Below are 25,736 nucleotides of genomic sequence, written 5' to 3'. Positions count from 1 at the left end.
GTACGGGGAAGGAACGGCAAGTAAAAAGAGTTTGGCACGTAAGGTTAGATCGGCTCGTAAACTGGTGAACCCGGCACGATAAAGGAACGATCCGGCAAGTAACCGATCGAAAACGGCAAGTAAAAAGAGTTTGGCACGTAACTGGTTAGGATCGGCACGAAAACCCGTGATCCCGGCAAGATACAGGAACGGCACCTGACCGATTGAAAATGGCACGTAACCGGTTTAGATCTCGGCTTACACACCCTTGTTTTAAGTCGAATTTTTGACATTTCCGTGCTTGTACTATATTAATGGGATTATAACGTTATAATAATTATAAAATACATAAGAGTACTGAATAAGGTGGGAGATTCATGGAGTCAAAACAATTCAATGATGCTTTTTTAAAGGCGTGCAGAGGGGAAAAAACCAATCATGTTCCGCTTTGGTTTATGAGGCAGGCGGGACGTTCGCAGCCGGAATACCGGGCGATTAAGGAGAAGTACGGTCTGTTTGAGATTACGCATCAGCCTGAGCTTTCCGCTTACGTGACGAGACTTCCGGTTGAACAGTACAATACGGATGCAGCTATTTTATATAAAGACATTATGACGCCGCTGCCGGCTATTGGAGTGGATGTGGAAATCAAGTCCGGGATCGGTCCGGTGATCAGCAATCCGATTCGGAGTGTCCGGGATGTTGAAATGCTGGGTGAAATCGATCCGGAATCTGATATTCCTTATATTCTTGAGACGATCCGCATCCTGACGAAGGAACAGCTGAATGTGCCGCTCATCGGTTTTGCCGGTGCGCCTTTTACGCTGGCTAGCTACATGATTGAGGGCGGTCCGTCCAAAAATTACAACAAAACGAAAGCTTTTATGTATGCAGAGCCTAAGGCGTGGTTCGCATTGATGGACAAGCTTGCTGATACGATGATTGTTTACGCTGAGTCCCAGGTGAAAGCGGGAGCCAGGGCTATACAGATTTTTGATTCCTGGGTTGGCGCATTGAATGTTCATGATTACAGAACGTTTATTAAACCTGTTATGAACCGGATTTTTACAAGCCTGCAGGAGTTAAAGGTACCACTCATTATGTTCGGAGTTGGGGCGAGTCACCTTGCAAAGGAATGGCATGACCTTCCTCTTGATGTGGTTGGATTGGACTGGAGGCTGTCAATCAGTGAGGCGCGTGAAATGGGCCTTACGAAAACACTTCAGGGAAATCTCGACCCGGCTATTCTTTTAGCCCCTTGGCATGTGATCGAAGAAAAGCTTAAGGATATTCTCGACCAGGGTATGAAGTCGGATCACTACATTTTTAATCTCGGACACGGGGTGTTCCCGGAAGTCCAGCCGGATACTTTGCGGAAGGTTTCAGCCTTCGTCCATGAATATTCTGCATCCCGGCCATAATGCAAAACATTCCAAGAGCATTTCTTTTGGAAATCTTTGTACCGGCATGACAAAATAGAGGCAAAGAAGGCTTGTGTTATCCTTCACAAATTAAAAGAGGTGCTTGCGATGAAGAAAAAAATGGGTTTGCTTGTAATGGCTTACGGAACGCCTTATAAAGAAGAAGATATCGAGCGGTATTATACGCATATCCGCCATGGACGGCCTCCTGCACCGGAAATGCTGCAGGATCTGAAAGACCGGTATGAAGCCATTGGCGGGATTTCACCGCTGGCGAAGATTACACTGGATCAGGCGGAAAAGCTGGAAAGCCATTTGAACAGCATCCAGGACGACATAGAGTTCAAGATGTATCTTGGCTTGAAGCATATTGAGCCTTTTGTTGAGGATGCAGTGAAGCAGATGCATGAGGACGGGATAAAAGAGGCTGTCAGCATCGTGCTCGCTCCCCACTACTCTACCTTCAGCATCAAGTCTTACAACGGACGTGCTAAAGAAGAAGCGGAGAAGCTCGGCGGCCTGACTATTTCTTCTGTTGAAAGCTGGTACAGGGAACCGAAATTTATCCGCTACTGGTCTGACCGCGTGAAAGAAACATTCTCTGCGATGACGGAAGAGGAGCGGGAGAAAGCGGTGCTGATTGTGTCTGCTCACAGCCTGCCTGAGAAGATTATCGCAGCCGGTGACCCTTATCCGAATCAGCTGAAAGAGACAGCTGACCTGATTGCAGAAGCTGCCGGCGTAAAAAATTATGAAATCGGCTGGCAAAGTGCGGGGAACACTCCAGACCCGTGGATCGGCCCGGATGTGCAGGATCTGACGCGTGAATTATATGAAGAAAAAGGCTTCCGCAGCTTTGTTTATACACCGGTCGGGTTTGTTTCAGACCACCTGGAAGTGCTTTTTGACAACGATTATGAGTGCAAAGTGGTTACAAATGAGTTAGGTGCTGCCTATCACCGGCCGGAAATGCCGAACGACCAGCCTGAGTTTATAGACTGCCTTGCAGACGCGGTTTTAAAACAGCTTCAAAAGTAATGTAAAGAAGGCGAATAGCATGGAAAAGAAAAAGAAAATTGTCATCCTCGGGGGTGGACTCACTGGGTTATCCGCGGCTTTCTATCTTCAAAAACAAGTGAATCCGGACGAAGCGGAAATCACTCTTTTAGAGGCAAGCCCGCGGCTTGGCGGAAAGATTCAGACGGTAAAGAGGGACGGATACACGATCGAACGCGGACCCGACTCTTTTTTGGAGAGAAAAGCGAGTGCTCCCGAGCTTGTCCGTGATCTAGGTCTCGGTGACCAGCTTGTAAACAATGCAACCGGCCGTTCTTACGTGCTGCTGAAGGATGGGCTGCATCCGATTCCCGGGGGGGCAGTGATGGGCATCCCCACTCAACTCAAACCATTCGCTGCTTCCGGTCTTTTTTCCCTTCCAGGCAAAATCAGGGCAGCCGGTGATTTTCTCCTGCCGAAGGGAGAAATGACAGGTGATCAGTCGCTCGGCCGTTTTTTCAGAAGGCGTTTAGGGAATGAAGTGGTGGAAAACCTGATTGAACCCCTGCTTTCCGGGATATACGCAGGAGATATTGATCAGCTCAGCCTCATGTCTACTTTTCCGCAGTTTCATAAAACGGAGCAGGAGCACAGAAGTTTGATTCTTGGAATGAAAAAGTCCATGCCCGCTTCCAGTCAAAAGCATGACCCTTCAAGGAAAAAAGGAATTTTTCAAACGCTGACAAGCGGTCTTGAATCACTCGTTGATGCACTGGAAAAAAGTCTGCATTCTGTAGATGTCAGAAAGAATACAAAGGCTCTTGCGCTCTCGCATACAAACGGCAGATACCATCTGCAGCTGAGCGGCGGAACAGCAATCGAAGCGGACGCTGTGATCATGGCTGTACCTCATGAGACCGCAGCTGCACTTTTTCAGGAAAATGAATTTGATTATTTCCGAAAAATGCCATCTACATCTGTTGCTAATGTTGCCCTCATTTTTCCTAAGGAAAATGTAAAAATGTCTAAAGAAGGAACAGGCTTTGTGATTTCCCGTAATGCGGGCTATTCCATTACCGCCTGCACGTGGACGAACAAGAAGTGGCCGCACACAGCCCCTGAAAATAAAACGATTCTGAGAGCATATGTCGGCAAGGCCGGGGATGATACCATTCCGGACCGGTCCGATGAGGAACTGGTCCGCATAGTGATGGAAGATTTAAAGAAAACCATGGATATAACCGGAATGCCTGAGGATTATGTGGTCAGCCGCTGGAAAAAAGCGATGCCCCAGTACAATGTAGGCCATAAAGAAGAAATCGCGAAGATTTATGAATATACAAGCCGCACTTATCCCGGATTATTCCTTACCGGAGCATCTTTTGAAGGAGTCGGTCTTCCGGATTGCATTGATCAAGGGAAAAAAGCTGTCGCAAATGTTCGCGGCTTTTTAGAGAAATAGAGCCATATGGCTCTATTTTTCTTGCATTTTTTCCAGACTCGTTTTATAGTGAAAGTACTGAATGACTAAATTGTTCATTTGGTCAGTATAGGAGTGAAAGCAGATTGAGCATCGACCGGAAGCAGCTGATTATTGATGCCGCAACGAAGTCCTTTACCCTGTTCGGCTATAAAGCAACTACGATGGACCTTGTTGCCAAACAGGCCAATGTGGGGAAAGGAACCATTTACACGTTTTTTAAGAATAAGGAAGAGCTGTTCGATGAAATTATTACTTCATTACTGAAGGAAATAAAGCAGGCAGCAGACGAAGCAATCGATCCGGGCCTCAGTTTTTTTGAAAATGCACACCGTGCACTGTACAGTGTGCTGGAGTACCGGAGAAAGCATCAGCTCACCATTAAAATCTTTCAGGAAAGCACAGAGCTCGGCACTCCCGCTGTACAGGAAGTAGTCAGCCGTCTTGAAGGAATGATTGTAAGCTACATTAAACAGAAAATCCAGAGTGCTGTAGACAAGGGAGAACTGAGTCCATGCGATCCGGAACTGACTGCTTTTCTGATGCTGAAGCTTTACGTTTCCCTGATTTTTGACTGGGAAAAAAATCATGAACCGCTGTCTAAAGATAAAATTGCGGAACTGTTTGAACTCTATTTTCTAAAGGGATTATCCGCTTAGGATGTCCTATCTTTTTGCTTGAAAATGACCAAATGAACAAAACAGTCAGACGTACAACACAGGAGGTTTTACTTTATGTCACTGCTCATCAAAGAGTGGAAGGCACTCGTTTCCAACAAAAAAATACTGGTACCGGTCATTGCGGTGCTTTTTATCCCTGTTCTGTATGCAGGAATGTTCCTATGGGCATTCTGGGATCCGTATGAACATCTGGATCAGCTGCCTGTAGCGGTTGTGAACCAGGACAAAGGGGCGGAATATGAAGGAGAAAACCTTCAGGCCGGCCGTGATCTGGCTGACAATCTAAGGGAGAACCCGGAGTTTAAATGGGTTTTTGTTGATGAGAAAACAGCGGATCAAGGCTTAAAAGATCAAAAGTATTATATGAAAATCGAAATACCTGAAAATTTCTCTGGAAATGCAACAACTCTGCTTGATGAGGATCCGAAAAAACTCGAGCTTGAATATGTGCCGAATGAAGGCTTTAACTTCCTTTCCGCTCAGATCGGAAATACAGCAGTTGACCAGATCAAAGCTGAGGTTGCAGGTGAAATAACGAAAACTTATACAGAAGGCATTTTCAGCAATGTTGAAGAACTTGCAGATGGTCTTGGGAAAGCAAGCGACGGAGCTTCCGACCTCAATTCGGGAGCAGGCAAGCTGAAGGATGGGTCAGCGAAATTAAAGGATAACTTGGCTCTGCTTGCCGAAAACTCTGTGAAGTTTAAAGAGGGTGCCCAGTCTGCATCTGAAGGCTCTAAAGAACTGCAGAATGGGATAAGTGATCTGGATGCCGGTCTTGGCAAGCTTCAGCAAGGCTATGGCGGCCTGCAATCCGGAATCAATGAGTTTGCTGAGAAAAGCTCGCAGCTTGCTGACGGTTCGGACAAGCTGAACAGCGGAGTACAGGAGCTGAACGGGAAAATGCCTGCGCTGACTGATGGCTCCAGACAGGTGAGTGAAGGAACGGCAGCCTTAAATGAAGGGCTGACAAAATTTGATGCAGGACAGCAGGAGGCCAGCAAAGGAGCAGAAGAGCTTGCTGGCGGCATTGATCAGCTGCAGGGCGAGCTTGAACCGATGCTTGCATCACTTCCGCCTGAAAAAGCAGAAGCTTTAAAAGCCGCTCTGGAAAAACTGAACAAGGGCAGTGATTCATTGTCTTCAGGTGTTGGAACACTGGCTGAGAATTCGGCTGTGCTGGCTTCCAAGTCTGGCGAGCTTGCAGATGGAGCGACTTCTGTGTATGAAGGACAGCAGGCTGTGCAGTCTGGAGTCGGCAGTCTCGCTGAAGGACAGGGTACCCTTAACTCAGGAATTGCAAAGGCAGTTGAAGGCTCGAAGCAGCTGCAGGCTGGAGCAAGCCAATTTGGCACAGGCCTGAATGATGCGAAATCAGGTGCCGCCGAACTTGCTGGCGGAAGCACGAAACTCGCTTCCGGAGTAGGAGAACTTGCTGCAAAATCCGGAGATCTTCAATCCGGCACCGGCAAGCTTGCGGATGGTGCTACAGAGCTCGATAAAGGTACAGGGGACCTCACTGAGGGAACTGGAGAACTCAGCGAGAAACTGAAAGATGCAGCAGATGAAACAAAAGATACGAAAGGCTCTGAGCCGCTGTACGATCAGATGGCGAAGCCGGTAGATGTTAAAAATGAGAAAATAAACGAAGTTCCGAACTATGGTACAGGATTTACCCCATACTTCCTGTCACTCGGATTGTTCGTAGGGGCGCTGCTCATCTCGATCGTTTTCCCGATGAAACAGTCAGCAGGAAATCCAAAATCAGCCCTGTCATGGTTCTTCAGTAAATTTGGGATTCTAATGGCAGTTGGTGTGATCCAGGCATTGATCGCAGATGCAGTCCTCATTATGGGCCTCGGAGTAGAAGTTCAAAGCACCGGAATGTTCGTCCTGTTCAGTATCCTGACAAGCTTGACATTCCTTGCACTTGTGCAGTTCTTTGTTACATCGCTCGGTGACCCGGGACGCTTCGTCGTTATCATCATCCTGATTCTGCAGCTGACGACTTCAGCCGGAACCTTCCCGCTGGAGCTCATCCCAGAGCCGCTGCAAATCTTTAACTACTGGCTGCCGATGACGTATTCCGTAGCCGGATTCAAGGCAGTTATCTCAAGCGGTGATTATAGCTATCTATGGAATCAATCCGCTGTTCTGATTGGCATGACGCTATTGCTCATGGCAGGAACCATTATCTATATGTTCTTCCAGGTTCGCAAAAGCAAAAAGCTGGCGGAAGAAGTTTAATAGGAAAAAGACCGGCAGATGTGGCCGGTCTTTTTGCGTTCGTAAAGGAACAGCTGAGTTTTGTAATGGCCTTCTAATCGCTCAAGCCCCCCAGCATTATCCGTTCGCAAATAAATCATCCAGTATCGCAAATATATAAAAATTTTCGCAAATAAACGGTCCGATTTCGCAAATATCCTGAAAATATCGCAAATAAAGGGCAAGTACTGATTCTTCATACTGCTAACAGGCCGGCATTTATGGCACTAAGCTCCTGTTTGCAATCAAAATATTATGAAATTGCCGGATTCCTCAACCGCTAATTGCTGATTTTTTTAGGAATTCCTCTACAAATAGATGTTTTTCGCTAATCTATCTTCAAATCTGCCCTATTTTTTCCTCGATGATCGTATCCCTTTCAGCACGGTAACCGATTCGTCGTTCAGAAGTTGTGCGTATTGCGGGCTTTGCAATTCGATGAGGGCGATTTTTCCCTGCTGGTCGTAATGAATGCCCCACCCGAACTTCTTTACAAGCGGAGAAGCCCTGAAGCATGCTTTTGGATTGGAGAAAAATTCATCCCGTGAAAGTCCTGCCTGTTCAGGGTAGCGAGCGAGGTGGGATTGAAACTGAACGTCTTCCTGGGTATATCGGTAAGGGTTATTTACGATAAGTTCATATTCTATAGATGCTGCTGTAGGCTTTCCGCCTCTCGCAGCCGGGACTGCAGCAGATGTCTTTCCGGAATCGTCAGAAGCAGTGATCAGGGTGTTTTGGTAATACATTTTCCTTCACCTCCTATTGTTACTATACGATTCAGTATGTGTAGATTCCTTCCTCTCCGTTTTGGAAATCAATATTCTCTATGAATCTTATATTGAAAAAAGATGAACATTTTCATATAATGGAAAATGAAAGCGCTTGCTTTTTGGGGAGAGGTGGAGAAACATGGCAACAATAGAGGATGTGGCTAGAAGTGCGGGATTGTCCCGAACCACTGTGTCCAGGGTGATCAATGACCACCCCTATGTATCAATCGCAAAAAAGAAAAAAGTGAAGGAAGCGATGGAGGAACTCGGATATGTGCCGAACTCGGCTGCACGCAGTTTAAGGAACCAGCGGACAGGCATGATCGCCGTACTCATTCCAAGAGTGATGAATCCGTTCTTCAGCCAGCTGATTGAAACACTCGAACTGGCAGCTGCAGAAAGCTTTTACCAGCTCATCATATGCCAGACTCAATATTCCGCAAAAAAAGAATTAACATACTTAAACTTATTGAAGACTAAACAGGTGGACGGCGTCATTCTCACTTCTGCTGAAAATGACTGGTCTGCTATCGAAGGATTTACTGAATACGGACCGGTCATCCTGTGCAATGAATTCGATGAGCGGGCAAATGTACCGATGATTTATATGGATCAGCAGGAAGCCGGATATAAAGCAACGAGACACTTGATCGAGCAGGGTCACCGGAAGATCGCCTACTGCTGCGGCAGGTTCCGGAGCAATGTAGCCAGTGCGAGGGAAGAGGGCTTCATGATGGCTCTACATGAAGCAGGGCTCGCATTTGACGAGCAGTATGCCTTCCGTGAAGCCATCACAAGCAGTGACGGCACGGAAATTTTCCGCAGTATCAGAGGTGATTCCGGCCGGCCGACTGCGATCTTCACCGGTTCGGATGAAGTAGCGGCAGGAATTGTTTCGGAAGCACTCCGGCATGGATGGAGCATCCCCCGCGACCTTGCTGTGACCGGGTTTGACAATCAAGTGATAACAGAACTGATGAATCCAAGAATAACAACCGTTGAGCAGCCTGTCCGGGAGATGGCACTGAAAACTATGGAAGTGCTCCTGGAAAGAATCCGCAATCGGCAGTACACCGGCACAGAAAGGCATCAATTTTCCATGAAGCTGATCGTCCGGGAATCCACACACATGCAGGCCGAACTGGCAGGGATCCAATAAGCCGGTTTGGCTTTTCCTCAGTACATAAAAAAAAGAGCCGAGCGGCTCTTTTTTTTACGTTAAGTCCTGGACATTCATACAGCGGCTGCACGTGTTTCCATAGCACTCGTGCTGCTCTTCAATCTCTTTCCCGCATTCTGTACACTGCTTCCCCGGCAAGTTTCTGAAAAATTCAGTTAATTTAACTAACATGTAATCCCCTCCATGTCGTTTTGGTTACTTACATTGTATTATAACAGTAGTGAAAAGGTCAACACCTGTTTTGTAACAAACGCAAATTAGGCGGATTTTCGCATTCACGTGCATTCAGCTTGCGGTTATAGTGGACAATTGGGTATATTGAACGGTGGGAAGAAACATTCGGTGCAGGGGGAGATTAAATGAAACTGACGGTCATCGGCCATTGGGGAGGATACCCCGGACCGGGCGGAGCATCTGCAGGCTACTTGCTGCAGAAGGATGGATACAGCCTCCTACTTGACTGTGGGAGCGCAGTCCTGTCCAATTTGCAGGAATACATAGAACTGAAGAATTTGGATGCGGTCCTCGTCTCCCACTACCATCATGATCATGTGGCAGACATCGGTCCGCTCCAATATGCAAGGCTCGTGGCCGGCTTTCTGGAAGAAGGACTTCCATCACTGCCGATTTATGGGCATACTGGTGACAAAGATGGCTTTAGCCGGCTTTCTTATAAGAATGCGGCACATGGAGTACAGTACAATCCCGGCAGCCAGCTTGAAATCGGTCCTTTCCGTATCACCTTTTTAAAGACAGATCATCCTGCAGAATGCTATGCTTTCAGAATCACAGACGGAGAAAAGGTGCTCGTCTACACTGCGGATACAAGCTTTAAAGAGGAGTTGCTGTCTTTTGCTGAAAGCGCAGATTTGCTGATCACCGAATGTAACTTTTATGCTGGACAGGATGGAAAAAGCGCAGGCCATATGAACAGTCTGGACGCAGCTTCACTTGCAGAAAAAGCCGGTGTAAAGCAATGTGTGCTCACCCACCTGCCTCATTTCGGCAATCATGAGGATTTAATTGCCCAAGCAAAAACGATATACAAAAGGCCGCTCGTCCTTGCATCAAAAGGATGGACATGGAACGCTTAAGGAGGGAAAACAAATGGCACAAATGCTGTTTATCGATAACCAAAACATCACAGATCCAAGAATTAATCTGGCAATTGAAGAATACTGCCTGAAAAACCTGGATCCTGAACAATCGTATCTGCTGTTTTACATAAATGAGCCATCGATCATCATCGGGAAAAACCAGAATACGATTGAAGAAATCAATACGAAGTACGTTGAAGAACAAGGTCTGCACGTCGTTAGAAGACTGTCAGGCGGAGGAGCGGTATACCACGACCTCGGAAACCTGAACTTCAGCTTCATCACGAAAGATGACGGCGACAGCTTCCACAATTTCAAAAAGTTCACTGAACCCGTTACCGAAGCACTCAAAAGGCTTGGAATACATGCTGAGCTCAGCGGCCGCAACGATATTCTGGCTGAAGGCCGTAAAATTTCCGGCAATGCACAATTCTCTACAAGGGGAAGAATGTTCAGCCACGGCACGCTGCTCTTTGACTCAGAAATGGAGAACGTCGTCTCTGCACTGGTCGTAAAAAAAGACAAAATTGAATCCAAAGGCATCAAATCGATCCGCAGCCGTGTTGCAAATATCAGCGAATTCCTAGAAAAGAAAATCTCCATCCAGGAATTCCGTTCACTTCTTCTAAGCTATATTTTCGACACAAACGGAGAAGTCCCTCAATACGTTTTAACTGAGGATGACTGGGAAAAAATCCACAAGCTTTCTGAAGAACGCTACCAGAACTGGGACTGGAACTACGGAAGATCGCCGAAATTCAATATCCAGCACTCCCACCGGTTTCCTGTCGGGCAAATTGATGTGCGGATGGAAGTCAGCAAAGGAACCATACTGGACTGCAAAATCTATGGAGACTTCTTCGGCGTAGGAGATGTAGCAGAGATCCAGGACCTGCTGACAGGAGTACGCTACGAAAAATCCGAGCTCGAAAAGGTAATGAGACCTGTCGATGTGAAGCATTACTTCGGTAACATCACCAAAGAACAATTTTTAGACTTGCTGTATTAAGCGAAAGCTGCCGGACATGGCAGCTTTTTTTATTCGGAAAAGATGCTGGGTGGCGAATATTGTCGAATAGTCGATATATCAGAATTTTGACCGATATATTTAAAATTTGACCGATATAAAAATTTTTTGACCGATATATTGAAAATATGGCTGATATCTTGGAAATATCGCCGATATACGAGCCAGCGAGCGGAAAGTACCCGTTTCTATGCCTCTGAAACGGCCAAAAGAAGCTGCCTGGCCGTAAATTGACACATATATCACATGCAGGAGACCCGTTTTTTTCTTGGAAATGTACAGAGAAAGTGGGCGAACCTTCAAATATCCAGCCGAAATGTCCGGCAGTACTGCTCAGCCAGCGCAATGCCTGGCAACCGCGTAAGGCACCACGGATCGGCCAAGGTGATGACCGCAAAACCGTCCGGCATCCGTCCGAACGTTGTGAATTCTGGAAAAACCGTCCGGCGTAACCGCCTGAACGCCGCGATACGCAGCAAAACCGTCCAGCAACCCCGCCTGAACGTCCCGATGCCAGGCAAAAACGCCGCCCAGCCTATTCAATGACCGCCACAGTCAGCCCTTTCTGCTCCAAGCCACCCATTTCAGACTCCGGAGGACCACTTCTCCAGCCAGTTCATTTACGGCCGATTAAGTTTCCCGTCATCGGGTATGAAAGAAAGTAGGCTTTCAATAGAAAGGGATGAGGCGTGTGGCACGAACAGGGGAAGTTATGGCGGATATCCTCAAGAGATGGGAAGTGGATCACTTATATGGGATGCCGGGGGATTCAATAAATGAATTTGTTGAAGAGCTCCGGAAAGCCCGGAATGAGCTGCGTTTTTATCAGGTCCGGCACGAAGAGGTAGGAGCGCTTGCAGCAGCAGCTTATGCGAAGCTGACGGGGAAGCTGGGGGTCTGTTTATCGATTGCCGGTCCCGGTGCGGTTCACCTGATGAACGGTCTTTATGATGCAAAGGCGGACGGGGCACCCGTTCTTGTGATTGCGGGTCAGGTACCTACATCTAAAATAGGTACTGATGCTTTTCAGGAAATCAATTTGGAGCGCATGTTTGAGGATGCGTCGGTGTATTGCAAGAGGGCGGATTCCCATGAGCAGCTTCCGGATATGCTGAATCAGGCGATCCGGACGGCGTATGCTGAGAACGGTCCTGCCGTCCTGATTGTGCCGGACAATCTTTTCGCAGAAAAAGCAGAGTGGGACCAGCCTTTAACTTCTGATATATTGGCGAGCGAGCCGGGGTCGCCCCGTCAAAAGGATATGGAGATGGCTGCGGAAATGATCATGCGCGCCAAGAAGCCTGTCATATTGGCAGGGAAAGGGGCATTGGGTGCCAAAGAGGAACTTGCGCTGTTTGCAGAAAAGATTGGGGCACCTGTTGCTGTTTCTCTTCCTGGAAAGGGTGCGATTCCGGATACACATCCTCATTGTCTCGGGCATATCGGCCAGCTGGGGACGAAGCAATCTTATTGGGCGATGCAGGAAACCGATCTTCTTATTATGATTGGGACCTCATATCCATACCGTGAATTTTTACCGGAAAAAGCAGACGCGATCCAGATTGACATCGAAACAAAGTTTATTGGGAAACGATACCCTGTGGCGTGCGGGCTGAATGGAGATTCAAAGAAGGTGCTGGAAGCTCTTACTGCTGCGCTGCCTTATCAGGAAGACCGTACCTTTCTGGAAGAGGCCCAGAAGAGAATGGCTGCCTGGAGAGACGAAATGGAAAATGATATGGAAGCAGAAACAGAGAACCTGATGCCTCCCCAGGTGATGAAGGAAATACAGCAGGTCTTAACAGAGGATGCGATTCTCTCAGTGGACGTTGGCAACATCACCGTCTGGAGTGCCCGCTATCTGGATCTGCACCGGCAGAAGATGGTTATTTCCAGCTGGCTTGCGACAATGGGCTGCGGGCTGCCTGGTGCCATCGCTGCTAAAATCGCCGAGCCGGATAAGCAGGTATGGGCCTTGTGCGGGGATGGCGGTTTTACGATGGTGATGCATGATTTTGTCACTGCGGTTAAGTACAAGCTCCCGATTGTTGTGGTGGTGTTCAATAATCAAAAGCTTGGCATGATCCACTATGAGCAGCAGGAGATGGGGCACATCGAATACGGAACGGGGCTCGGGAATATTGATTTTGCCATGTTTGCGGAAGCCTGCGGCGGAATCGGAGTCAGCATCCATAACCGTGAGGAAATGAAAATGGCGCTCAACCAGGCAGTGAAAGCAGACAGACCTGTTATTCTTGATGTCCATGTCGAAGAAGAGCCGCCGCTTCCAGGTAACATATCCTACGGTCAGGCTGTCCATTATACAGAATCCATGGTCAAAAAGTTCTTCTCGGGAAAAGGGGTAACAATCCCGCCGATCGGTAAAAGTGTAAAAAGGCTTTTTTAAAAATCAATTTGGGTAAAAAAGATTCCTCCCTTGGGCGGGAATCTTTTTTTTGAAATAAATTTTCATCTCTACTAATCCAAGTTCCCAGACATAAGGATATTTTGATAGGCCAAAATTAACAGATTCAAGTTTTCCTTCTTGTTGAAAGTGCTCTCTTCTACTATACTATATTTAGAATTTTATAAAAATATAATGAATGATTATTCATTCATTGATAGGGGTGGGAGAATGAATATCAGCACACGGCTGACAGAGGCTGCCGGTCAATATGGGGATAAGCCGGCTTATTATTTCGAGGGGGAAGCTGTTTCGTATGCGAAGCTTGACGGGATGGTAACTCGTTTTGCTTCAGGCCTGCAGGAAATGGGAATTCAAAAAGGGGACCATGTGGCTTTGCTGCTTGGGAATTCACCATATTTTGTGATTGGAATGTATGGTGCACTGAGGGCCGGAGCGACAGTCATTCCGGTTAATCCAATTTATACAACGGCTGAGATTGGCTATATTTTGGGCAACGGGGACGTTAAAGGGGTCATTGCACTGGATCTGCTCGTTCCGCTCTTTGAACAGATGAACGGACAGCTGCCTGCACTGGAGCATGTTATTGTCTGTGAAACGCCTCCTTCAGAACAAAAACAGAATTTCCGTGTGGAGGAGGCAGTCATCCGCACAAAAATGAAATCGTTTACAACCATGCTGTCAAAAGAGTACAGCAGCTTCAGCAGACCGGAACTGGATGAAGAAGATACAGCTGTAATCCTGTACACTTCCGGGACAACCGGCAAGCCAAAAGGGGCGATGCTCTCCCATAAAAATATTTACCGCAATGCAGCTGATGTTGCGGATTATCTGAAAATGAATGACGCCGACAAAGTGGTGGCCACGCTTCCGATGTTCCACGTTTTTTGCCTGACCGTTTCGCTGAATGCGCCCCTGATGAGCGGGGCTTCGCTGATTATTGTTCCGCGATTCAGTCCGAAAGAAGTGTTCCGTCTTATTAAAGAGTACGATGCTACTGTGTTTGCGGGTGTCCCGACCATGTACAACTTTATGCTGCAGTATGAGGAAGGGCTCAAAGAGGATGTCGAGACGCTCAGGCTCTGCATTTCCGGAGGAGCTTCCATGCCGGTGGCCCTCCTGAAAGGCTTCGAGCAGAAGTTTAATGTAGTCATTTCAGAGGGATACGGATTGTCAGAAGCTGCACCGGTCACGTGCTTCAATCCGCTGGACCGTCCGCGGAAAGCCGGCTCGATCGGCATGAATATCGTTAATGTGGAAAACAAAGTAGTCAATGAACTTGGCGAGGAAGTGCCTCCTAATCAGGTCGGGGAACTGATCGTAAAAGGACCGAATGTGATGAAGGGGTATTACAAAATGCCGGAAGAGACCGCCCACACGATCCGTGACGGCTGGCTCTACACAGGTGACTTGGCGAGGATGGATGAAGAAGGCTATTTTTACATCGTGGACCGCAAGAAGGATATGATCATTGTCGGCGGCTACAATGTGTACCCGCGTGAAGTGGAAGAGGTATATTACAGCCATCCGGAAATAACCGAGGCAGCCGTTCTGGGCATACCGGACCCGGAACAGGGTGAAGCGGTAATGTGCTATGTCGTCACGGCAAATCCAAACCTGACAGAAGAAATGCTGAAGGAATACGGAAGAGGCCAGCTTGCCAAATACAAAGTCCCTTCTTCCATTGAATTTCTGGAGGAGCTTCCGAAAAACACAACCGGAAAAATTCTCCGCAGGGCACTAAAAGAACAGGTGGCTGGAAAGGCCCGCTCATGAGCCTCATTCAATACAGCAAAGAAAATGGGTTAGCAGAGGTCGTCATCAACCGGCCCGACGTATTGAATTGCTTCAGCTATGAGACGCTGCTAGAGCTGGAACAGGCTGTAGAGGAGATACGGGTGGACAGGGAGATCAGAACTGTCATGATCCGTGGCGCGGGAGAGAAAGCATTCAGTGCCGGAGCGGATCTGAAGGAACGAAAAACGCTTACAGATGAACAGGTGAAGCGGAACCTGTTTAAAATGGGAGAAGTGTTCACGAAAATCGAATTGCTTCCTCAGCCTGTCATTGCCGCCATCAATGGATTTGCATTTGGCGGCGGCCTCGAATTGGCTCTAACCTGTGATTTCAGAATTATGGCGGACCACACACAGATCGGGCTGACTGAAACCGGCCTCGGCATCATTCCGGGTGCTGGAGGAACACAGAGGCTGCCAAGACTGATCGGCACTTCAAGGGCCCTTGAACTGATTGTAAAAGCAAAAAAGCTGACGGCAGAAGAAGCCTTAACATACGGCATCATAAACGCTGCAGTCCCTTCCGCAGAACTCATGGAAACTTGCAAAGGGTGGGCAGCAGAGATTGCTAAAAATGCACCGATCGCTGTCCAGCAGGCAAAGTTCGCCGTGAAAAACGGGATGAACACCGACCTGCAGACCGGCCTGCAAATCGAAAGAAAAGCTTACGAAGTAACTATACCGACTGAAGACAGGCTTGAAGCACTTGAAGCGTTCAGTGAGAAGAGGAAGCCGGTGTTTCAGGGAAAATAAAGTAGGGACTATAAAAAAGAAAGCCGCCGGCTTTCTTTTTTTACATAATGGAGAGATGATTAATCTTTTCATTGGTTTGGACCAAGGAGGATAAGGGTTGGTTTGGGCAGTAAAATGAAATTGGCAGATATACAGTTCAAAGCCGCGAATAACGGACAGGATTGAGCAAAAAAAGGAGCGAATCCGGAAGATAAGTAAAGCCGGTCTGCAGATTATGGCAGCATGCTGGCATCCTTTGCACCCTTACTGAAGGAATTGCGGACTTTTCCCAAGGAATTCGGACTTTTCCCAAGGAATTGCTGACTTTTCCCAAGTAATTGCTGACGTTTCTGGAATAATTGCGGACTTTTTTTGATAATTGCGGACTTTCAGAGATTAATTGCTGACTTCCTGCCGATAATTGCTGATTTCCTTCAATCGGCGGGGATTTCGACCGGCACGCAGCTTTCTCTAATTCTATTTTCGAACTTGTTCAAAAAATCAAACAATTGTATACTATATTAAACTTTACTAAAAGGAGCGGACATGAGTGATATTCAGGCTGTGATTGGCGGAAATGTCAGAAGGATCCGCAGGATGAGGGCGCTGAGCCTGGATCAGCTTTCCGCGTTATCGGGGGTCAGCAAGGGGATGCTTTCCCAGATAGAGAATGGAGATTCAAGCCCTACTGTATCGACACTATGGAAGATTGCCAATGGGCTGGAGGTCTCTTTTTCTTCGTTAATCGGGGAAAGAGACAGTGAGGTTTCCATTGTAAGAGGGGATACTGTGGATCCGGTGACGGAGGATGAAGAGCTGTACCGGGTTTTTTCCTATTTTCCATATGATGATTCACGAAAGTTTGAGATTTATAGAATGGAACTGCTGCCTGGATGCCGCCATGTTTCAGAGCGGCACCACGGGGGTGTGGAGGAGTACCTTTATGCAGCAGAGGGATCCCTTTCTGTGGCGGTAGGCGGCCGGGTGATCCATCTGAATCAGGGGGATGCGGTCCGGTTTCGTGCGATGGAGAGCCATACATATGAGAACCATTCAGCAGAGAAGGCCGTTTGCCATCTGCTGATTTACTATCCTTGATGGGAGGGGACGAGTTGCAGTCAGCGGCAGAATTTGAACAGAAGGCTTCCTTCTTGGAAGGGATGCAGGGAGGCGTTTCGATTGCTGTCGGGTATATGCCGGTGGCCCTTGCGTTTGGTTTAATTGCGAAGTCCACTGGCTTAGTGCTTGGGGAAGCAGTGATGATGAGCCTTCTCGTATTCGCGGGAGCGGCTCAATACATCTCTCTTACTTTAATCGCTGCCGGGACAGGAGCGTTTGAGATTGTTTTCACCACCTTCATCATGAATATCCGCCATTTCCTGATGGCTGCTTCCTTGAATGAGAGGGCGGAAGAGGAAGCGCCCTGGAAAAAAGCGCTTTATGCGTTCGGGATTACGGATGAGACTTTTTCCGTTGCTTCCTTAAAGGAGGGAAGGCTGTCATCCGGCTATATGTATGGGCTTATCGCTGTCTCTTTTTCCAGCTGGGTCATCTTTACAGGTATCGGCCACTGGGCAGGGAATCTCCTGCCGGTCCTGGTTCAGGAAAGCATGTCGATCGCTCTTTATGCCCTGTTTATCGGGCTGCTTGTCCCTTCCCTTAAGGGGCACCGGAAGGTCATGGTGCTCGCGGCAAGTGCTGCAGTCATAAATACCCTTCTGATCGTGAGCGGATTTTTTTCCGCAGGCTGGGCTATCGTGATCGCCACCGTCATTTCAGCAGCGGGAGTCGAGCTCCTCTGGAAGGAGAGCAGGAATCATGGATGAAAAAATCGTTCTCATTATTATCGGAATGGCGGTTGTGACCTATATTCCCAGGGTCGTTCCGTTCATCGCGTTCAGAGGTTCAAGCCTGCCTCCGTTCCTTCAGAATATGCTGAAAAACGTTCCGTACGCCATTTTGGGTGCGCTCATCGTGCCGGCCATTTTTATGACGTCCGGCGGATTTTATTTCGGACTGGCTGGGGCTGCGGCTGCATTTGCTGCTGCATATATGGGCTGGAATGTGATCTTCACCGTTCTGGCCTCCATTTTAGCAGTCATGGGCTACAGCTCGATTTTCGGGTGAACGGTTCTATTAGAGCCCCGTTTGTCTTACACTAATACAAACAGGGCTTGTTTCATAAGGGGTGAACACAGCTATGCGAAGATGGCTGACGGCGGCCGTACTCGGGTATTTTTTGTACGGTCTCTTTATTTACTGGTATTTGTTCTTATCTTCAGATGGATCACTTCCCCAGTATCTGGAAGGAACTCCTGCTGATCCGAAAACCTTTTTGACCGGAAGAGAGCTTTTACTGTCAGAGGAGTATTCCAGGAAAAAGGATTTTCTGTTTTTTTTAACGGCTCCGTTTGAGTGGTTTATTTACCTTGTTCTCCTGATTACAGGCCTCTCGGGGAAGTTCCAGAAATGGGCGGAAGGAACGGCACGCTATTTTATCGTGAGAGTGGCGGTTTTTTGGTTCTGGGTTTCACTGCTCACAGCGGCTCTATCCCTGCCGGTTCACTATATCGGATATGGTTTGGCAAAAGAATATCACATCTCCACCCAGCCCTTTTCGAGCTGGATGAAAGATCAGCTGATCGACTTCTGGATCGGGTATGCCATCATGACGCTTCTGGCGGCTGTACTCGTTTTCCTCATCCGGAAATACAAAAGAAGATGGTGGCTAGCTGCCTGGATTTTATCGATTCCGTTTTCACTGTTTTTAATGTTCTTGCAGCCGGTCCTACTCGATCCGCTGTATAACGATTTTTACCCTCTCAAGGATAAAGAACTGGAGGCGAAAATCCTACAGATCGCTGAGCGGGCTGATATTCCGGCCGAGCATGTATATGAAGTCAATATGTCGGAAAAAACCAGCTCCATGAATGCCTACGTAACAGGCATCGGGTCCAATTCACGGATTGTCCTGTGGGACACAACCCTGCAGAAATTAAAAGAAAATGAAATCTTGTTCATCATGGCCCATGAGATGGGACACTATGTCATGAAGCACATTTATGTCGGAATCGCAGGCTACCTGCTGCTTTCGCTTGCCGGCCTGTTCCTTGTGAAACAGCTGATGGAGTGGCTCATCAGCTTTAGAGGAAAGCGGCTGCAGCTGGATTCTCCTGGGCAATTGGCAGCCCTTCCGCTGTTCTTTCTGCTGATCGGGGTTCTCAGCTTCGCTTCAAGTCCGCTTACGAACGCGGTATCCAGAATGCAGGAAAAATCAGCTGATATGTACGCAATTGAAATGACAGGGGATAAAGAAGCCGCTGTCCGGACATTTCAGGAACTGGCAAAGAGCGGCCTGAGCCGGGTGAATCCGCCCGAGCTCGTCAAACAGTTCCGCTACGCCCATCCGACGATGGCTGAGCGGATCATGTATATGGACGGATGGACGGTGCCGGAGGAAGAGTAAAAGAGTGCCCTGTGCACTCTTTTTTTGCAGAAAAAGGAGTTTTTATGTTGAATAGAGAAAGTATCTGTTGGATAGTAAACAGCCAATGGCATAGGAGGCATACATAATGGACGTTATTCAGTTTGGAAAAGAACGGTTTAAGGAATCGATGAAGCTGTCCGAATACGCCTTCATATATAAAGTTTCTGAACAGGAGCTTCCTGAACGGCTGGAGTCAATGGAGAAGCACCACGAGCTTTTTGGCATTCTTGAAAATGATGAGATCGCTGCAAAGCTTCATTATTTGCCGCTCGCCATCCATTTTGGCGGACGTGAGCTGCAGATGGGCGGACTTGCAGGGGTGGCCACTTATCCGGAGCACCGGAGAAAAGGCCATGTCAGGGAGATGCTTATATTTGTCCTGGAAAAAATGAAGCGGGAACAGGTAACGGTCTCCATGCTTCATCCATTTAATGTTTCGTTTTACAGGAAGTACGGCTGGGAGCTGTTCAGCAGCCGCCAGAAAACAACCGTGCCGGTGAGCGGGATGAAAATTCAGCAGCTCGTGCCTGGTTCCATCAAGCGCTACAGCAAAGAAACCCACAATGAAGACATCGAACAAATCTATAATGCGTTTGCAGCGAAATACACGGGGATGCTCGTCCGCACCCGCGATTGGTGGCTCGACTCGATTTACGATGAAGAGATGACAGCCGTATATTACAATGAATCGGGCAAAGCGACCGGTTACCTTCTTTATCAGTTAAAGGATAAAAAAATGCTTGCAGATGAATTTATCGCTCTGGATACGGAAGCAAGGCACGGGCTTTGGAACTTCATCTGCCAGCATGATTCCATGGTGACAGAAGTCATTATGGATACGCATGAAGCAGAGCCGCTCTTTTTCTGCCTTCCTGAGCCGCGGCTTCATTCAGAGCGCCGTCCTTATTTCATGGCGAGAATTGTAGATGCGGAAGCCTTCCTGAAAGGATATGATTTCCGGCAAGGCAGCAAAGCGCTCATTCATGTGACGGACCCCTACGCTTCCTGGAACAACGGATCTTATTTCATCGATGAAGCCGGCCAGGCGAAACGGCTTACGGATTCCGAAGTATTGGAAGGGGAGCTGCAAGGGGTTGATTTGTCCATAAACGCCCTTGCCGCAGTCCTGTTCGGTTACAAAACCCCTGCGGAGCTTGCCCAGCTTGGTCTTGCAGAGGGTAAAGCCGAGGAGCTTGAACAGCTGGAGAAAACACTGCCGGGCTATACGCCATTTTTCTATGATTTCTTTTAAGGGGAGATACGGAGTGATTGAAGGGAACTCGATAAACCTGCGTTTTTTCACACTGGAGGATGCTCCGGAAAGATTAAGACTGCAGGAGGAAAACAGGGATTTTTTTCAGCGCTTTGCCATGGAACGCCCTGAATCCTTTTATACACTGGAAGGCCAGGAAAAAATCATCCGCGAGCAAATCGCCGGAAAAGAAAACGACGAGGAATACCAATTCGGGATTTATACAAAACAAGGCCTGCTGATTGGTACCATCAACCTGTTCTTTGTTGCCCGCGGGTCAATCCAAAGCGGATTTCTCGGCTATTTTATGGACGAGCAGCATAATGGAAAAGGGTACACGACAGAGGCGGTCCGGCTGATCACCAAGTATGCATTCGAAGAGCTGAAGCTCCACCGGATCGAAGCCGGCGTAATGCCGCATAACGAAGGCTCAATCCGCGTTCTGCTGAAAGCCGGCTTTGAAAAAGAAGGCCTTGCCAGAAAGAACGTCAAGATTAACGGAAAGTGGGAAGATCATGTCCTGCTGGGGATTATTAACCCGGAAGATGAATAAGAAATGCGTGGCCAACAGATGGTGACCTGTCCGGTTTTCGGGCACAAAAACCAGCAGTCCAATCAGAATGTATTGGACTGCATCTTTTTGTTGGGATATTAGGAATTGCCGTACAATTAAAGCCGTTTTAACACCTTGATTTAGACTGAAATTTTTGTCACCGCTCGGATTTTATTGATTTGCTGGTGAATAAGAGGAAAGATTATTCATCCAGGAATGCGGGCTAATAAAACCAGTCTGGGAAAATCAGTTTATAAGATTGGATGTGATTGTTTTGCAAAAATGCGGGAAATGCCATGCATATTTTAGTTGGAGTAAAGTCTATAAATCCTTTTGGAAGAATTATGAACCTATCACATGTAACGAATGTGGTACAGCACATAGGATTACAATACTAAGCCGGTTGATTTTTGTGTTCTTTACTATTCTTCCAATGCTTACCTTCGGTTATTTTCTGTCTCCTTTCAGCAATAGGATTGTGACACTTGGCATAGCCATTTTTATTTTTGCATGTGGTTCCTTGTTGGCACCTTTTCTTGTAACGTATAATAGGTCTTTGTAAGCAAAGGTTAGGAATGCTCTTTTACACAACTAAAGAAAAGCCCGGAGCATGACGGCCCCGAGCTTGCATCCTATTTTAACTCCAGAAAGTCCTGCTAATGCTACTGAGCGCTGCAGATTTAAACTCAAAACCGAGCGAACTCAATGGTGACCGGCCTTTTTCTGCTTATCAGGCGAAATTTTAAGCCAAAGCAGGCAGGCGGGTATGTAAATGCCGGTGGAGAGTACCTGTAAAGGTCGAGAACAGAAGGATGCTCGGGCGTAATGACAAGATATCGGTCCCGATTTTTATATATCGGCCGAAATCTCGATATATCGGCCGAAATCAAAATATATCGGTCAAACCATCGTACCGGTCAACATTCTGCCATCCGCCGCAATATCCAATACACTTCCTCCCCCAAATTACAGAGTTAGAGTCAATCCCTCGTTTCCTTTTCACCCGTTCAGCCGAAGTTCCGATGCCATCCACAGCCCGGTTCACCCGGTCAACAGAAGCTCTGATTCCAACCACAGCGCGCTTTACCCTGCAGCCCGGATCTTTGCCCTCCGTTCAAGCCGGCCGAGGATGATGTCTGCCAGGATGGCGACGATGCAGGCAGGGATGGCGCCTACATAGATCCGCACGTAGTTTCGGGAGTTGATGCCTGAAAAGATTTCGCGGCCGAGTCCGTCTCCGCCGACTAGCGGGGCGAGTGTGGCGACTCCGATGGCGATGACGGCTGCGATCCGCAGTCCGGCAAGGATAAACGGCATGGCTGCCGGGAGCTGAACCTTTGTCAGCAGCTGGATGTACGTCATGCCGATGCCGTGCCCCGCTTCAGTAAGAGAGGGATCTACCTGCTGAAGGCCGACATAGGTATGACGGATGATCGGGAGCAGGGAATAGAAAAACAGTCCCGCTGTAATGGTGAAAAATCCAAGTCCGAAATAAATCATGAGCAGGGCGAGCAGTGCAAGGCTCGGAATGATCTGTACAATGTTTGCGATGGAGATGATCACCGGTGCAAGCTTTGGGTACCGGCTGCAGAGAATGCCGAGCAGTGTTCCGATGATCAGCGCTGCAGCGACTCCGATAAGCACCATCAGAAGATGCTGGCCGGTGTAAAGGAGCAGCAGATCCGCGTTTTTGGCACTGTACTCGGCCATTTCTTTTAAAAATTCCATACAGGATGTTCCCTCCTAATCCAGCAAGCCCTGCTGCTGGAGGTATTCTCGCGCGACCTCGCGCTCATTGCGGTTGTTGATATCGACTTCATAGTTCAGTTTGGTAATGGTTTCTTCGTTTATTTTTCCCTTCAGTTCATTCAGAATGTCTTCGATCTCGGGGTGCTTTTTTAATATTTCATTCCGTACGACCATCGACGCATCATACGGCGGGAAGAAGTTTTTATCATCTTCGAGTGTCTTAAGGTTATACTGCAGCAGTCTCGGGTCTGTGGAGTAAGCGACCACGACATCGACCTTTCTGTTCGCAACGGCCTCGTATACGAGGTTGATATCCATTTTGTAGATTTGCTCAAAGCCGAAGCCGTAAGCATCTGTAAATCCCGGATATCCGTCCAGCTGCCGTTCCATCCAGGCCGCTTCCACACCGATCTTCATCTCCTGCTGATACTGTTCCAGGTCAGATATCGTTTCAAGTCCTTTTTCCTTGGCGACATCCTCCCTTACCGTGAGGGCATATGTATTTTCCCAGCCGAGCGGGTCAAGCCATTTCAGATCATAATGCTGATCGAAGCCTTCTTTTGCCTGCTTCAGCACTTCTTCTCTGTCCTTCGTCTCTTTCACGGGAAAAAAGTTATTAAAAATAACGCCTGAATAGCCTAACGCCATATCCAAGTCTCCGCGCTTCATCGAATTGAGGATCATCGGATTGGAAAGGAGATCAGGGATGACCTTTACTTCAATGTCTGTACGGTCCTCGATCAGCTCCTGATAGATGGCCGATATGACTTTCATTTCTGTATACGTTGCGGCGCCAATCCGGATCGTATCCTTTGAACCGCAGCCTGAAAGAGACGCGGTGAGCAAAATAACTGCGAGTGCACCTGCCAGTGCTTTTATTTTCCGAGGCATAACATTCTCCTTTGTCTTTTATATTTCAAGCTGGCTTCGTTTTTTGCTGAAAAAGCCAAGAATCAGATCGATCAGCAAAGCTAACACAACTGCACTGACTGTTCCGGTAAAAATCAGGAAATTGTCGTTATTGGACATCCCTGCAACAATCATGTCTCCGAGTCCTCCTGCACCGATTAAAGCCGCAAGCGTTGTCCAGCTCACGATATAGACGGCAGTTAGCCGGATGCCGGACAGGATATAGGGAAATGCAAGGGGAAGCTCAATTTTCCAAAGGCTCTGAAAGGAGCTGTATCCCATTCCTTTCGCTGCTTCCACTACACCGCTGTCTACTTCCTTGATGCCCGAATACGTATTGCGGAGCAGCGGCAGGAGGGAATACAAGTAAAGCGCTACAATCGCCGGAACGGTGCCGATCCCGAATAAGGGGATAAACATCGCAAGCAGGGCCACGGTCGGTATGGTCTGGAAGACATTGACGATCCCGAAAATAAGCTGGTTCAGCGTCCCTTCTTTCATTCTTGTCAGCAAAATCCCGAGGGTAATCGCAGTAAGGCATCCGTAAATCATTGCTTGAGCGACGATGGCCAGGTGTTCTCCGGTGCGGGCGAGGACATCGGGGTATCTGCCCGCAATAAAGGCAAAGTACTCCTGAATGACGTTCATTTTGCCACCTCATTTTCAAATGGAAAGACATCTGCCATCAGGCGGACCATGCTTCCTCTTGTCACCACTCCCGAAAATTTGCGGTCTGCGTCCACAACTGCGACATATGGCAGGTTGTGCTGGCTCATCAGATCAAGGGCAGCCGTGAACGGACTATCCGGGCTGACGGTATGAATGAAGGGGTGCATGACATCCTGAAGTGTTTTTGTTTCATCGCGGTATTGGCTGAGAACGTTCAGGACTGTTGCATATCCGAGGAGCTCTCTTTGCTGGGTGACAACGATCAAGGAATCCACTTTCCGCTGTTCCATCAACCGCAGTGCTGCGGCAAGACCCCTTTCCGGATAGGCATAAGCCGGGTTTTCAACCATCACTTCACGAACAGAAGGGATCTCCTCCATATCAAGGCCTCCAAGAGTGTCTGCCTGATGCTCTTTTAAGCGCTTTTTCCCGATAAATTCTTTAATGAACTCATTGGCCGGATGGCGGAGGATCGATTCAGGCGGACCGGACTGTATCACCTCTCCATCCTTCATCAGCACAATATTGTCAGCAATTTTTATGGCCTCATCCATATCGTGGGTCACGAAAATAATCGTTTTCTGCATCTCTTCCTGCAGGCTGATCAGTTCGTTTTGCAGCTTTTCCCGGCTGATTGGGTCAAGCGCACTGAACGGTTCGTCCATCAGGATAATGTCAGGCTCCGCTGCTAGCGCCCGTATGACACCGATCCGCTGCTGCTGCCCTCCGCTTAACTCAGACGGCTTCCTGTTCCGGTAGGTTCCTGGATCCAGATGGACAACTGACAGCAGCTCATCGACTTTTTTCTGCGTCCGCTCTTCCTCCCATTTTAGTAATCTCGGGACAACAGCTACGTTGTCCGCGATGCTCATATGCGGAAAAAGGCCGATGCTTTGAATCACATAACCGATCTTTCTGCGGAGCTGGACGGGGTTTTGTTTGGAGATGTCCTCATTATTTATGTATACGGTGCCTTCTGACGGGGTGATCAGCCTGTTGATCAGTTTCATTGTGGTCGATTTCCCGCAGCCGCTCGGCCCGATGATAACATGGATTTTTCCGGCCTCAAGGGTGAGGTTAATGTTTTTCAGCGCCTTAAATCCGTCTTTATACTGCTTCGTAACGCCTTTAAATTCAATCATACAAGTCCTCCCAAATGGATTTTAAGCTTTATCAGGTACCAATACCCTTTATGATGAGCTAAAAACAGACAGATTTTTCCTTGGATTAAATTTTCAAAAAAGTGTTTCTTTTTTGAATAGACTGTTA

24 protein-coding genes are annotated in these 25,736 nt (G+C 47.9%); 18 read left to right on the top strand and 6 right to left on the bottom strand.

All coding sequences use genetic code 11. The features are described from left to right. The first annotated feature begins 356 nt into the window (after positions 1-356). The 5 genes from hemE (at position 357) to GKZ89_RS07990 (ending at position 6,803) form a co-directional block, all read left to right on the top strand. A complete protein-coding gene (gene hemE / locus GKZ89_RS08010) occupies positions 357-1,400 on the top strand; it encodes a uroporphyrinogen decarboxylase (protein ID WP_155111879.1) in 1,044 nt (347 codons plus the stop codon). 108 nt (positions 1,401-1,508) lie between these two features. Then, positions 1,509-2,438: a ferrochelatase gene (hemH, locus tag GKZ89_RS08005; protein ID WP_155111878.1), complete on the top strand. Its 930-nt coding sequence runs from the start codon at positions 1,509-1,511 to the stop codon at positions 2,436-2,438. Positions 2,439-2,457: 19 nt separating this feature from the next. Then, complete coding sequence (gene hemY, locus GKZ89_RS08000; RefSeq protein ID WP_155111877.1) at positions 2,458-3,858, top strand: protoporphyrinogen oxidase; 1,401 nt, start codon at positions 2,458-2,460, stop codon at positions 3,856-3,858. Positions 3,859-3,962: 104 nt separating this feature from the next. Continuing rightward, complete coding sequence (locus tag GKZ89_RS07995; protein ID WP_155111876.1) at positions 3,963-4,535, top strand: TetR/AcrR family transcriptional regulator; 573 nt, start codon at positions 3,963-3,965, stop codon at positions 4,533-4,535. Between the two features lie 75 nt (positions 4,536-4,610). Continuing rightward, positions 4,611-6,803, top strand: coding sequence for a YhgE/Pip domain-containing protein (locus GKZ89_RS07990; RefSeq protein ID WP_155111875.1), 2,193 nt, complete (start codon positions 4,611-4,613; stop codon positions 6,801-6,803). A gap of 368 nt (positions 6,804-7,171) precedes the next feature. Here GKZ89_RS07990 and GKZ89_RS07985 read toward each other — a convergent pair whose 3' ends face one another. Then, a complete protein-coding gene (locus GKZ89_RS07985) occupies positions 7,172-7,567 on the bottom strand; it encodes a DUF6157 family protein (RefSeq protein ID WP_155111874.1) in 396 nt (131 codons plus the stop codon). A 163-nt stretch (positions 7,568-7,730) separates the two neighbouring features. On the opposite strand from GKZ89_RS07985, the gene GKZ89_RS07980 reads away from it, so the two are divergent. Further along, entirely contained in the window at positions 7,731-8,750 is a 1,020-nt protein-coding gene (locus GKZ89_RS07980) for a LacI family DNA-binding transcriptional regulator (protein ID WP_155111873.1), read from the top strand. A 54-nt stretch (positions 8,751-8,804) separates the two neighbouring features. Here GKZ89_RS07980 and yhfH read toward each other — a convergent pair whose 3' ends face one another. Further along, a complete protein-coding gene (gene yhfH, locus GKZ89_RS07975) occupies positions 8,805-8,942 on the bottom strand; it encodes a protein YhfH (RefSeq protein ID WP_155111872.1) in 138 nt (45 codons plus the stop codon). A 188-nt stretch (positions 8,943-9,130) separates the two neighbouring features. Between yhfH and GKZ89_RS07970 the strand changes: the two genes are divergently transcribed. The 12 genes from GKZ89_RS07970 to GKZ89_RS21580 all read left to right on the top strand — a co-directional run bounded on the left by GKZ89_RS07970 (position 9,131) and on the right by GKZ89_RS21580 (position 21,702). Further along, on the top strand, positions 9,131-9,865 hold the full coding sequence (locus GKZ89_RS07970; RefSeq protein WP_155111871.1) for an MBL fold metallo-hydrolase: 735 nt from the start codon (positions 9,131-9,133) through the stop codon (positions 9,863-9,865). Between the two features lie 22 nt (positions 9,866-9,887). Next, positions 9,888-10,877, top strand: a complete 990-nt coding sequence (lplA, locus tag GKZ89_RS07965) for a lipoate--protein ligase (protein ID WP_155111917.1) — start codon at positions 9,888-9,890, stop codon at positions 10,875-10,877. Positions 10,878-11,586: 709 nt separating this feature from the next. Continuing rightward, on the top strand, positions 11,587-13,302 hold the full coding sequence (locus GKZ89_RS07960; protein WP_338324904.1) for a pyruvate oxidase: 1,716 nt from the start codon (positions 11,587-11,589) through the stop codon (positions 13,300-13,302). Positions 13,303-13,530: 228 nt separating this feature from the next. After that, positions 13,531-15,096: a fatty acid--CoA ligase family protein gene (locus GKZ89_RS07955; protein WP_155111869.1), complete on the top strand. Its 1,566-nt coding sequence runs from the start codon at positions 13,531-13,533 to the stop codon at positions 15,094-15,096. Further along, positions 15,093-15,869, top strand: coding sequence for an enoyl-CoA hydratase-related protein (locus GKZ89_RS07950; protein ID WP_155111868.1), 777 nt, complete (start codon positions 15,093-15,095; stop codon positions 15,867-15,869). The genes GKZ89_RS07955 and GKZ89_RS07950 overlap by 4 nt, the downstream gene beginning before the upstream one ends. Before the next feature lie 525 nt (positions 15,870-16,394). After that, positions 16,395-16,946, top strand: coding sequence for a helix-turn-helix domain-containing protein (locus tag GKZ89_RS07945; protein WP_155111867.1), 552 nt, complete (start codon positions 16,395-16,397; stop codon positions 16,944-16,946). Continuing rightward, positions 16,946-17,674 (top strand): AzlC family ABC transporter permease, encoded by a 729-nt coding sequence (locus GKZ89_RS07940; protein ID WP_155111916.1) that lies wholly within the window; start codon positions 16,946-16,948, stop codon positions 17,672-17,674. The genes GKZ89_RS07945 and GKZ89_RS07940 overlap by 1 nt, the downstream gene beginning before the upstream one ends. Further along, positions 17,667-17,975, top strand: coding sequence for an AzlD domain-containing protein (locus GKZ89_RS07935; protein ID WP_155111866.1), 309 nt, complete (start codon positions 17,667-17,669; stop codon positions 17,973-17,975). Before GKZ89_RS07940 ends, GKZ89_RS07935 begins: the two co-directional genes overlap by 8 nt. A 73-nt stretch (positions 17,976-18,048) precedes the next feature. After that, positions 18,049-19,314, top strand: coding sequence for a M48 family metallopeptidase (locus tag GKZ89_RS07930; protein ID WP_155111865.1), 1,266 nt, complete (start codon positions 18,049-18,051; stop codon positions 19,312-19,314). Between the two features lie 106 nt (positions 19,315-19,420). Then, positions 19,421-20,587, top strand: coding sequence for a GNAT family N-acetyltransferase (locus tag GKZ89_RS07925; protein ID WP_155111864.1), 1,167 nt, complete (start codon positions 19,421-19,423; stop codon positions 20,585-20,587). A gap of 13 nt (positions 20,588-20,600) precedes the next feature. Continuing rightward, the gene (locus tag GKZ89_RS07920; RefSeq protein ID WP_162356594.1) at positions 20,601-21,140 is read left to right on the top strand and encodes a GNAT family N-acetyltransferase; all 540 of its coding nucleotides are present in this window, start codon (positions 20,601-20,603) and stop codon (positions 21,138-21,140) included. Positions 21,141-21,405: 265 nt separating this feature from the next. Continuing rightward, on the top strand, positions 21,406-21,702 hold the full coding sequence (locus GKZ89_RS21580) for a TIGR04104 family putative zinc finger protein (protein WP_430696971.1): 297 nt from the start codon (positions 21,406-21,408) through the stop codon (positions 21,700-21,702). A 521-nt stretch (positions 21,703-22,223) separates the two neighbouring features. Here the strand turns inward: GKZ89_RS21580 and GKZ89_RS07910 are convergent. From GKZ89_RS07910 to GKZ89_RS07895, 4 genes are read right to left on the bottom strand one after another with little or no spacing between them, the layout of a single operon-like run. Next, entirely contained in the window at positions 22,224-22,868 is a 645-nt protein-coding gene (locus tag GKZ89_RS07910; protein WP_155111862.1) for an ABC transporter permease, read from the bottom strand. 15 nt (positions 22,869-22,883) lie between these two features. Next, the gene (locus tag GKZ89_RS07905) at positions 22,884-23,780 is read right to left on the bottom strand and encodes a glycine betaine ABC transporter substrate-binding protein (RefSeq protein WP_155111861.1); all 897 of its coding nucleotides are present in this window, start codon (positions 23,778-23,780) and stop codon (positions 22,884-22,886) included. 18 nt (positions 23,781-23,798) lie between these two features. Further along, the gene (locus GKZ89_RS07900; RefSeq protein WP_155111860.1) at positions 23,799-24,446 is read right to left on the bottom strand and encodes an ABC transporter permease; all 648 of its coding nucleotides are present in this window, start codon (positions 24,444-24,446) and stop codon (positions 23,799-23,801) included. After that, complete coding sequence (locus tag GKZ89_RS07895) at positions 24,443-25,609, bottom strand: ABC transporter ATP-binding protein (RefSeq protein ID WP_155111859.1); 1,167 nt, start codon at positions 25,607-25,609, stop codon at positions 24,443-24,445. The genes GKZ89_RS07900 and GKZ89_RS07895 overlap by 4 nt, the downstream gene beginning before the upstream one ends. Positions 25,610-25,736 lie beyond the last annotated feature (127 nt).

It is taken from the genome of Metabacillus mangrovi (assembly GCF_009711125.1).
Lineage (GTDB): Bacteria > Bacillota > Bacilli > Bacillales > Bacillaceae > Metabacillus_B > Metabacillus_B mangrovi.
Note: the sequence above shows the minus strand (reverse complement) of the source record. Positions and strands in the feature narration are given on the sequence as shown.

What these genes read in the sequence shown, in the direction of transcription:
- GKZ89_RS07925 (WP_155111864.1), top strand. Translation starts at nt 19,421, where the DNA reads ATGGACGTTATTCAGTTTGGAAAAGAACGGTTTAAGGAATCGATGAAG.
- hemY (WP_155111877.1), top strand. Translation starts at nt 2,458, where the DNA reads ATGGAAAAGAAAAAGAAAATTGTCATCCTCGGGGGTGGACTCACTGGG.
- GKZ89_RS07955 (WP_155111869.1), top strand. Translation starts at nt 13,531, where the DNA reads ATGAATATCAGCACACGGCTGACAGAGGCTGCCGGTCAATATGGGGAT.
- GKZ89_RS07950 (WP_155111868.1), top strand. Translation starts at nt 15,093, where the DNA reads ATGAGCCTCATTCAATACAGCAAAGAAAATGGGTTAGCAGAGGTCGTC.
- GKZ89_RS07945 (WP_155111867.1), top strand. Translation starts at nt 16,395, where the DNA reads ATGAGTGATATTCAGGCTGTGATTGGCGGAAATGTCAGAAGGATCCGC.
- GKZ89_RS07940 (WP_155111916.1), top strand. Translation starts at nt 16,946, where the DNA reads ATGGGAGGGGACGAGTTGCAGTCAGCGGCAGAATTTGAACAGAAGGCT.
- GKZ89_RS07970 (WP_155111871.1), top strand. Translation starts at nt 9,131, where the DNA reads ATGAAACTGACGGTCATCGGCCATTGGGGAGGATACCCCGGACCGGGC.
- GKZ89_RS07980 (WP_155111873.1), top strand. Translation starts at nt 7,731, where the DNA reads ATGGCAACAATAGAGGATGTGGCTAGAAGTGCGGGATTGTCCCGAACC.
- GKZ89_RS07990 (WP_155111875.1), top strand. Translation starts at nt 4,611, where the DNA reads ATGTCACTGCTCATCAAAGAGTGGAAGGCACTCGTTTCCAACAAAAAA.
- hemH (WP_155111878.1), top strand. Translation starts at nt 1,509, where the DNA reads ATGAAGAAAAAAATGGGTTTGCTTGTAATGGCTTACGGAACGCCTTAT.
- GKZ89_RS07910 (WP_155111862.1), bottom strand. Translation starts at nt 22,868, where the DNA reads ATGGAATTTTTAAAAGAAATGGCCGAGTACAGTGCCAAAAACGCGGAT.
- GKZ89_RS07895 (WP_155111859.1), bottom strand. Translation starts at nt 25,609, where the DNA reads ATGATTGAATTTAAAGGCGTTACGAAGCAGTATAAAGACGGATTTAAG.
- lplA (WP_155111917.1), top strand. Translation starts at nt 9,888, where the DNA reads ATGCTGTTTATCGATAACCAAAACATCACAGATCCAAGAATTAATCTG.
- hemE (WP_155111879.1), top strand. Translation starts at nt 357, where the DNA reads ATGGAGTCAAAACAATTCAATGATGCTTTTTTAAAGGCGTGCAGAGGG.
- GKZ89_RS07930 (WP_155111865.1), top strand. Translation starts at nt 18,049, where the DNA reads ATGCGAAGATGGCTGACGGCGGCCGTACTCGGGTATTTTTTGTACGGT.
- GKZ89_RS07900 (WP_155111860.1), bottom strand. Translation starts at nt 24,446, where the DNA reads ATGAACGTCATTCAGGAGTACTTTGCCTTTATTGCGGGCAGATACCCC.
- GKZ89_RS07985 (WP_155111874.1), bottom strand. Translation starts at nt 7,567, where the DNA reads ATGTATTACCAAAACACCCTGATCACTGCTTCTGACGATTCCGGAAAG.
- yhfH (WP_155111872.1), bottom strand. Translation starts at nt 8,942, where the DNA reads ATGTTAGTTAAATTAACTGAATTTTTCAGAAACTTGCCGGGGAAGCAG.
- GKZ89_RS07935 (WP_155111866.1), top strand. Translation starts at nt 17,667, where the DNA reads ATGGATGAAAAAATCGTTCTCATTATTATCGGAATGGCGGTTGTGACC.
- GKZ89_RS07905 (WP_155111861.1), bottom strand. Translation starts at nt 23,780, where the DNA reads ATGCCTCGGAAAATAAAAGCACTGGCAGGTGCACTCGCAGTTATTTTG.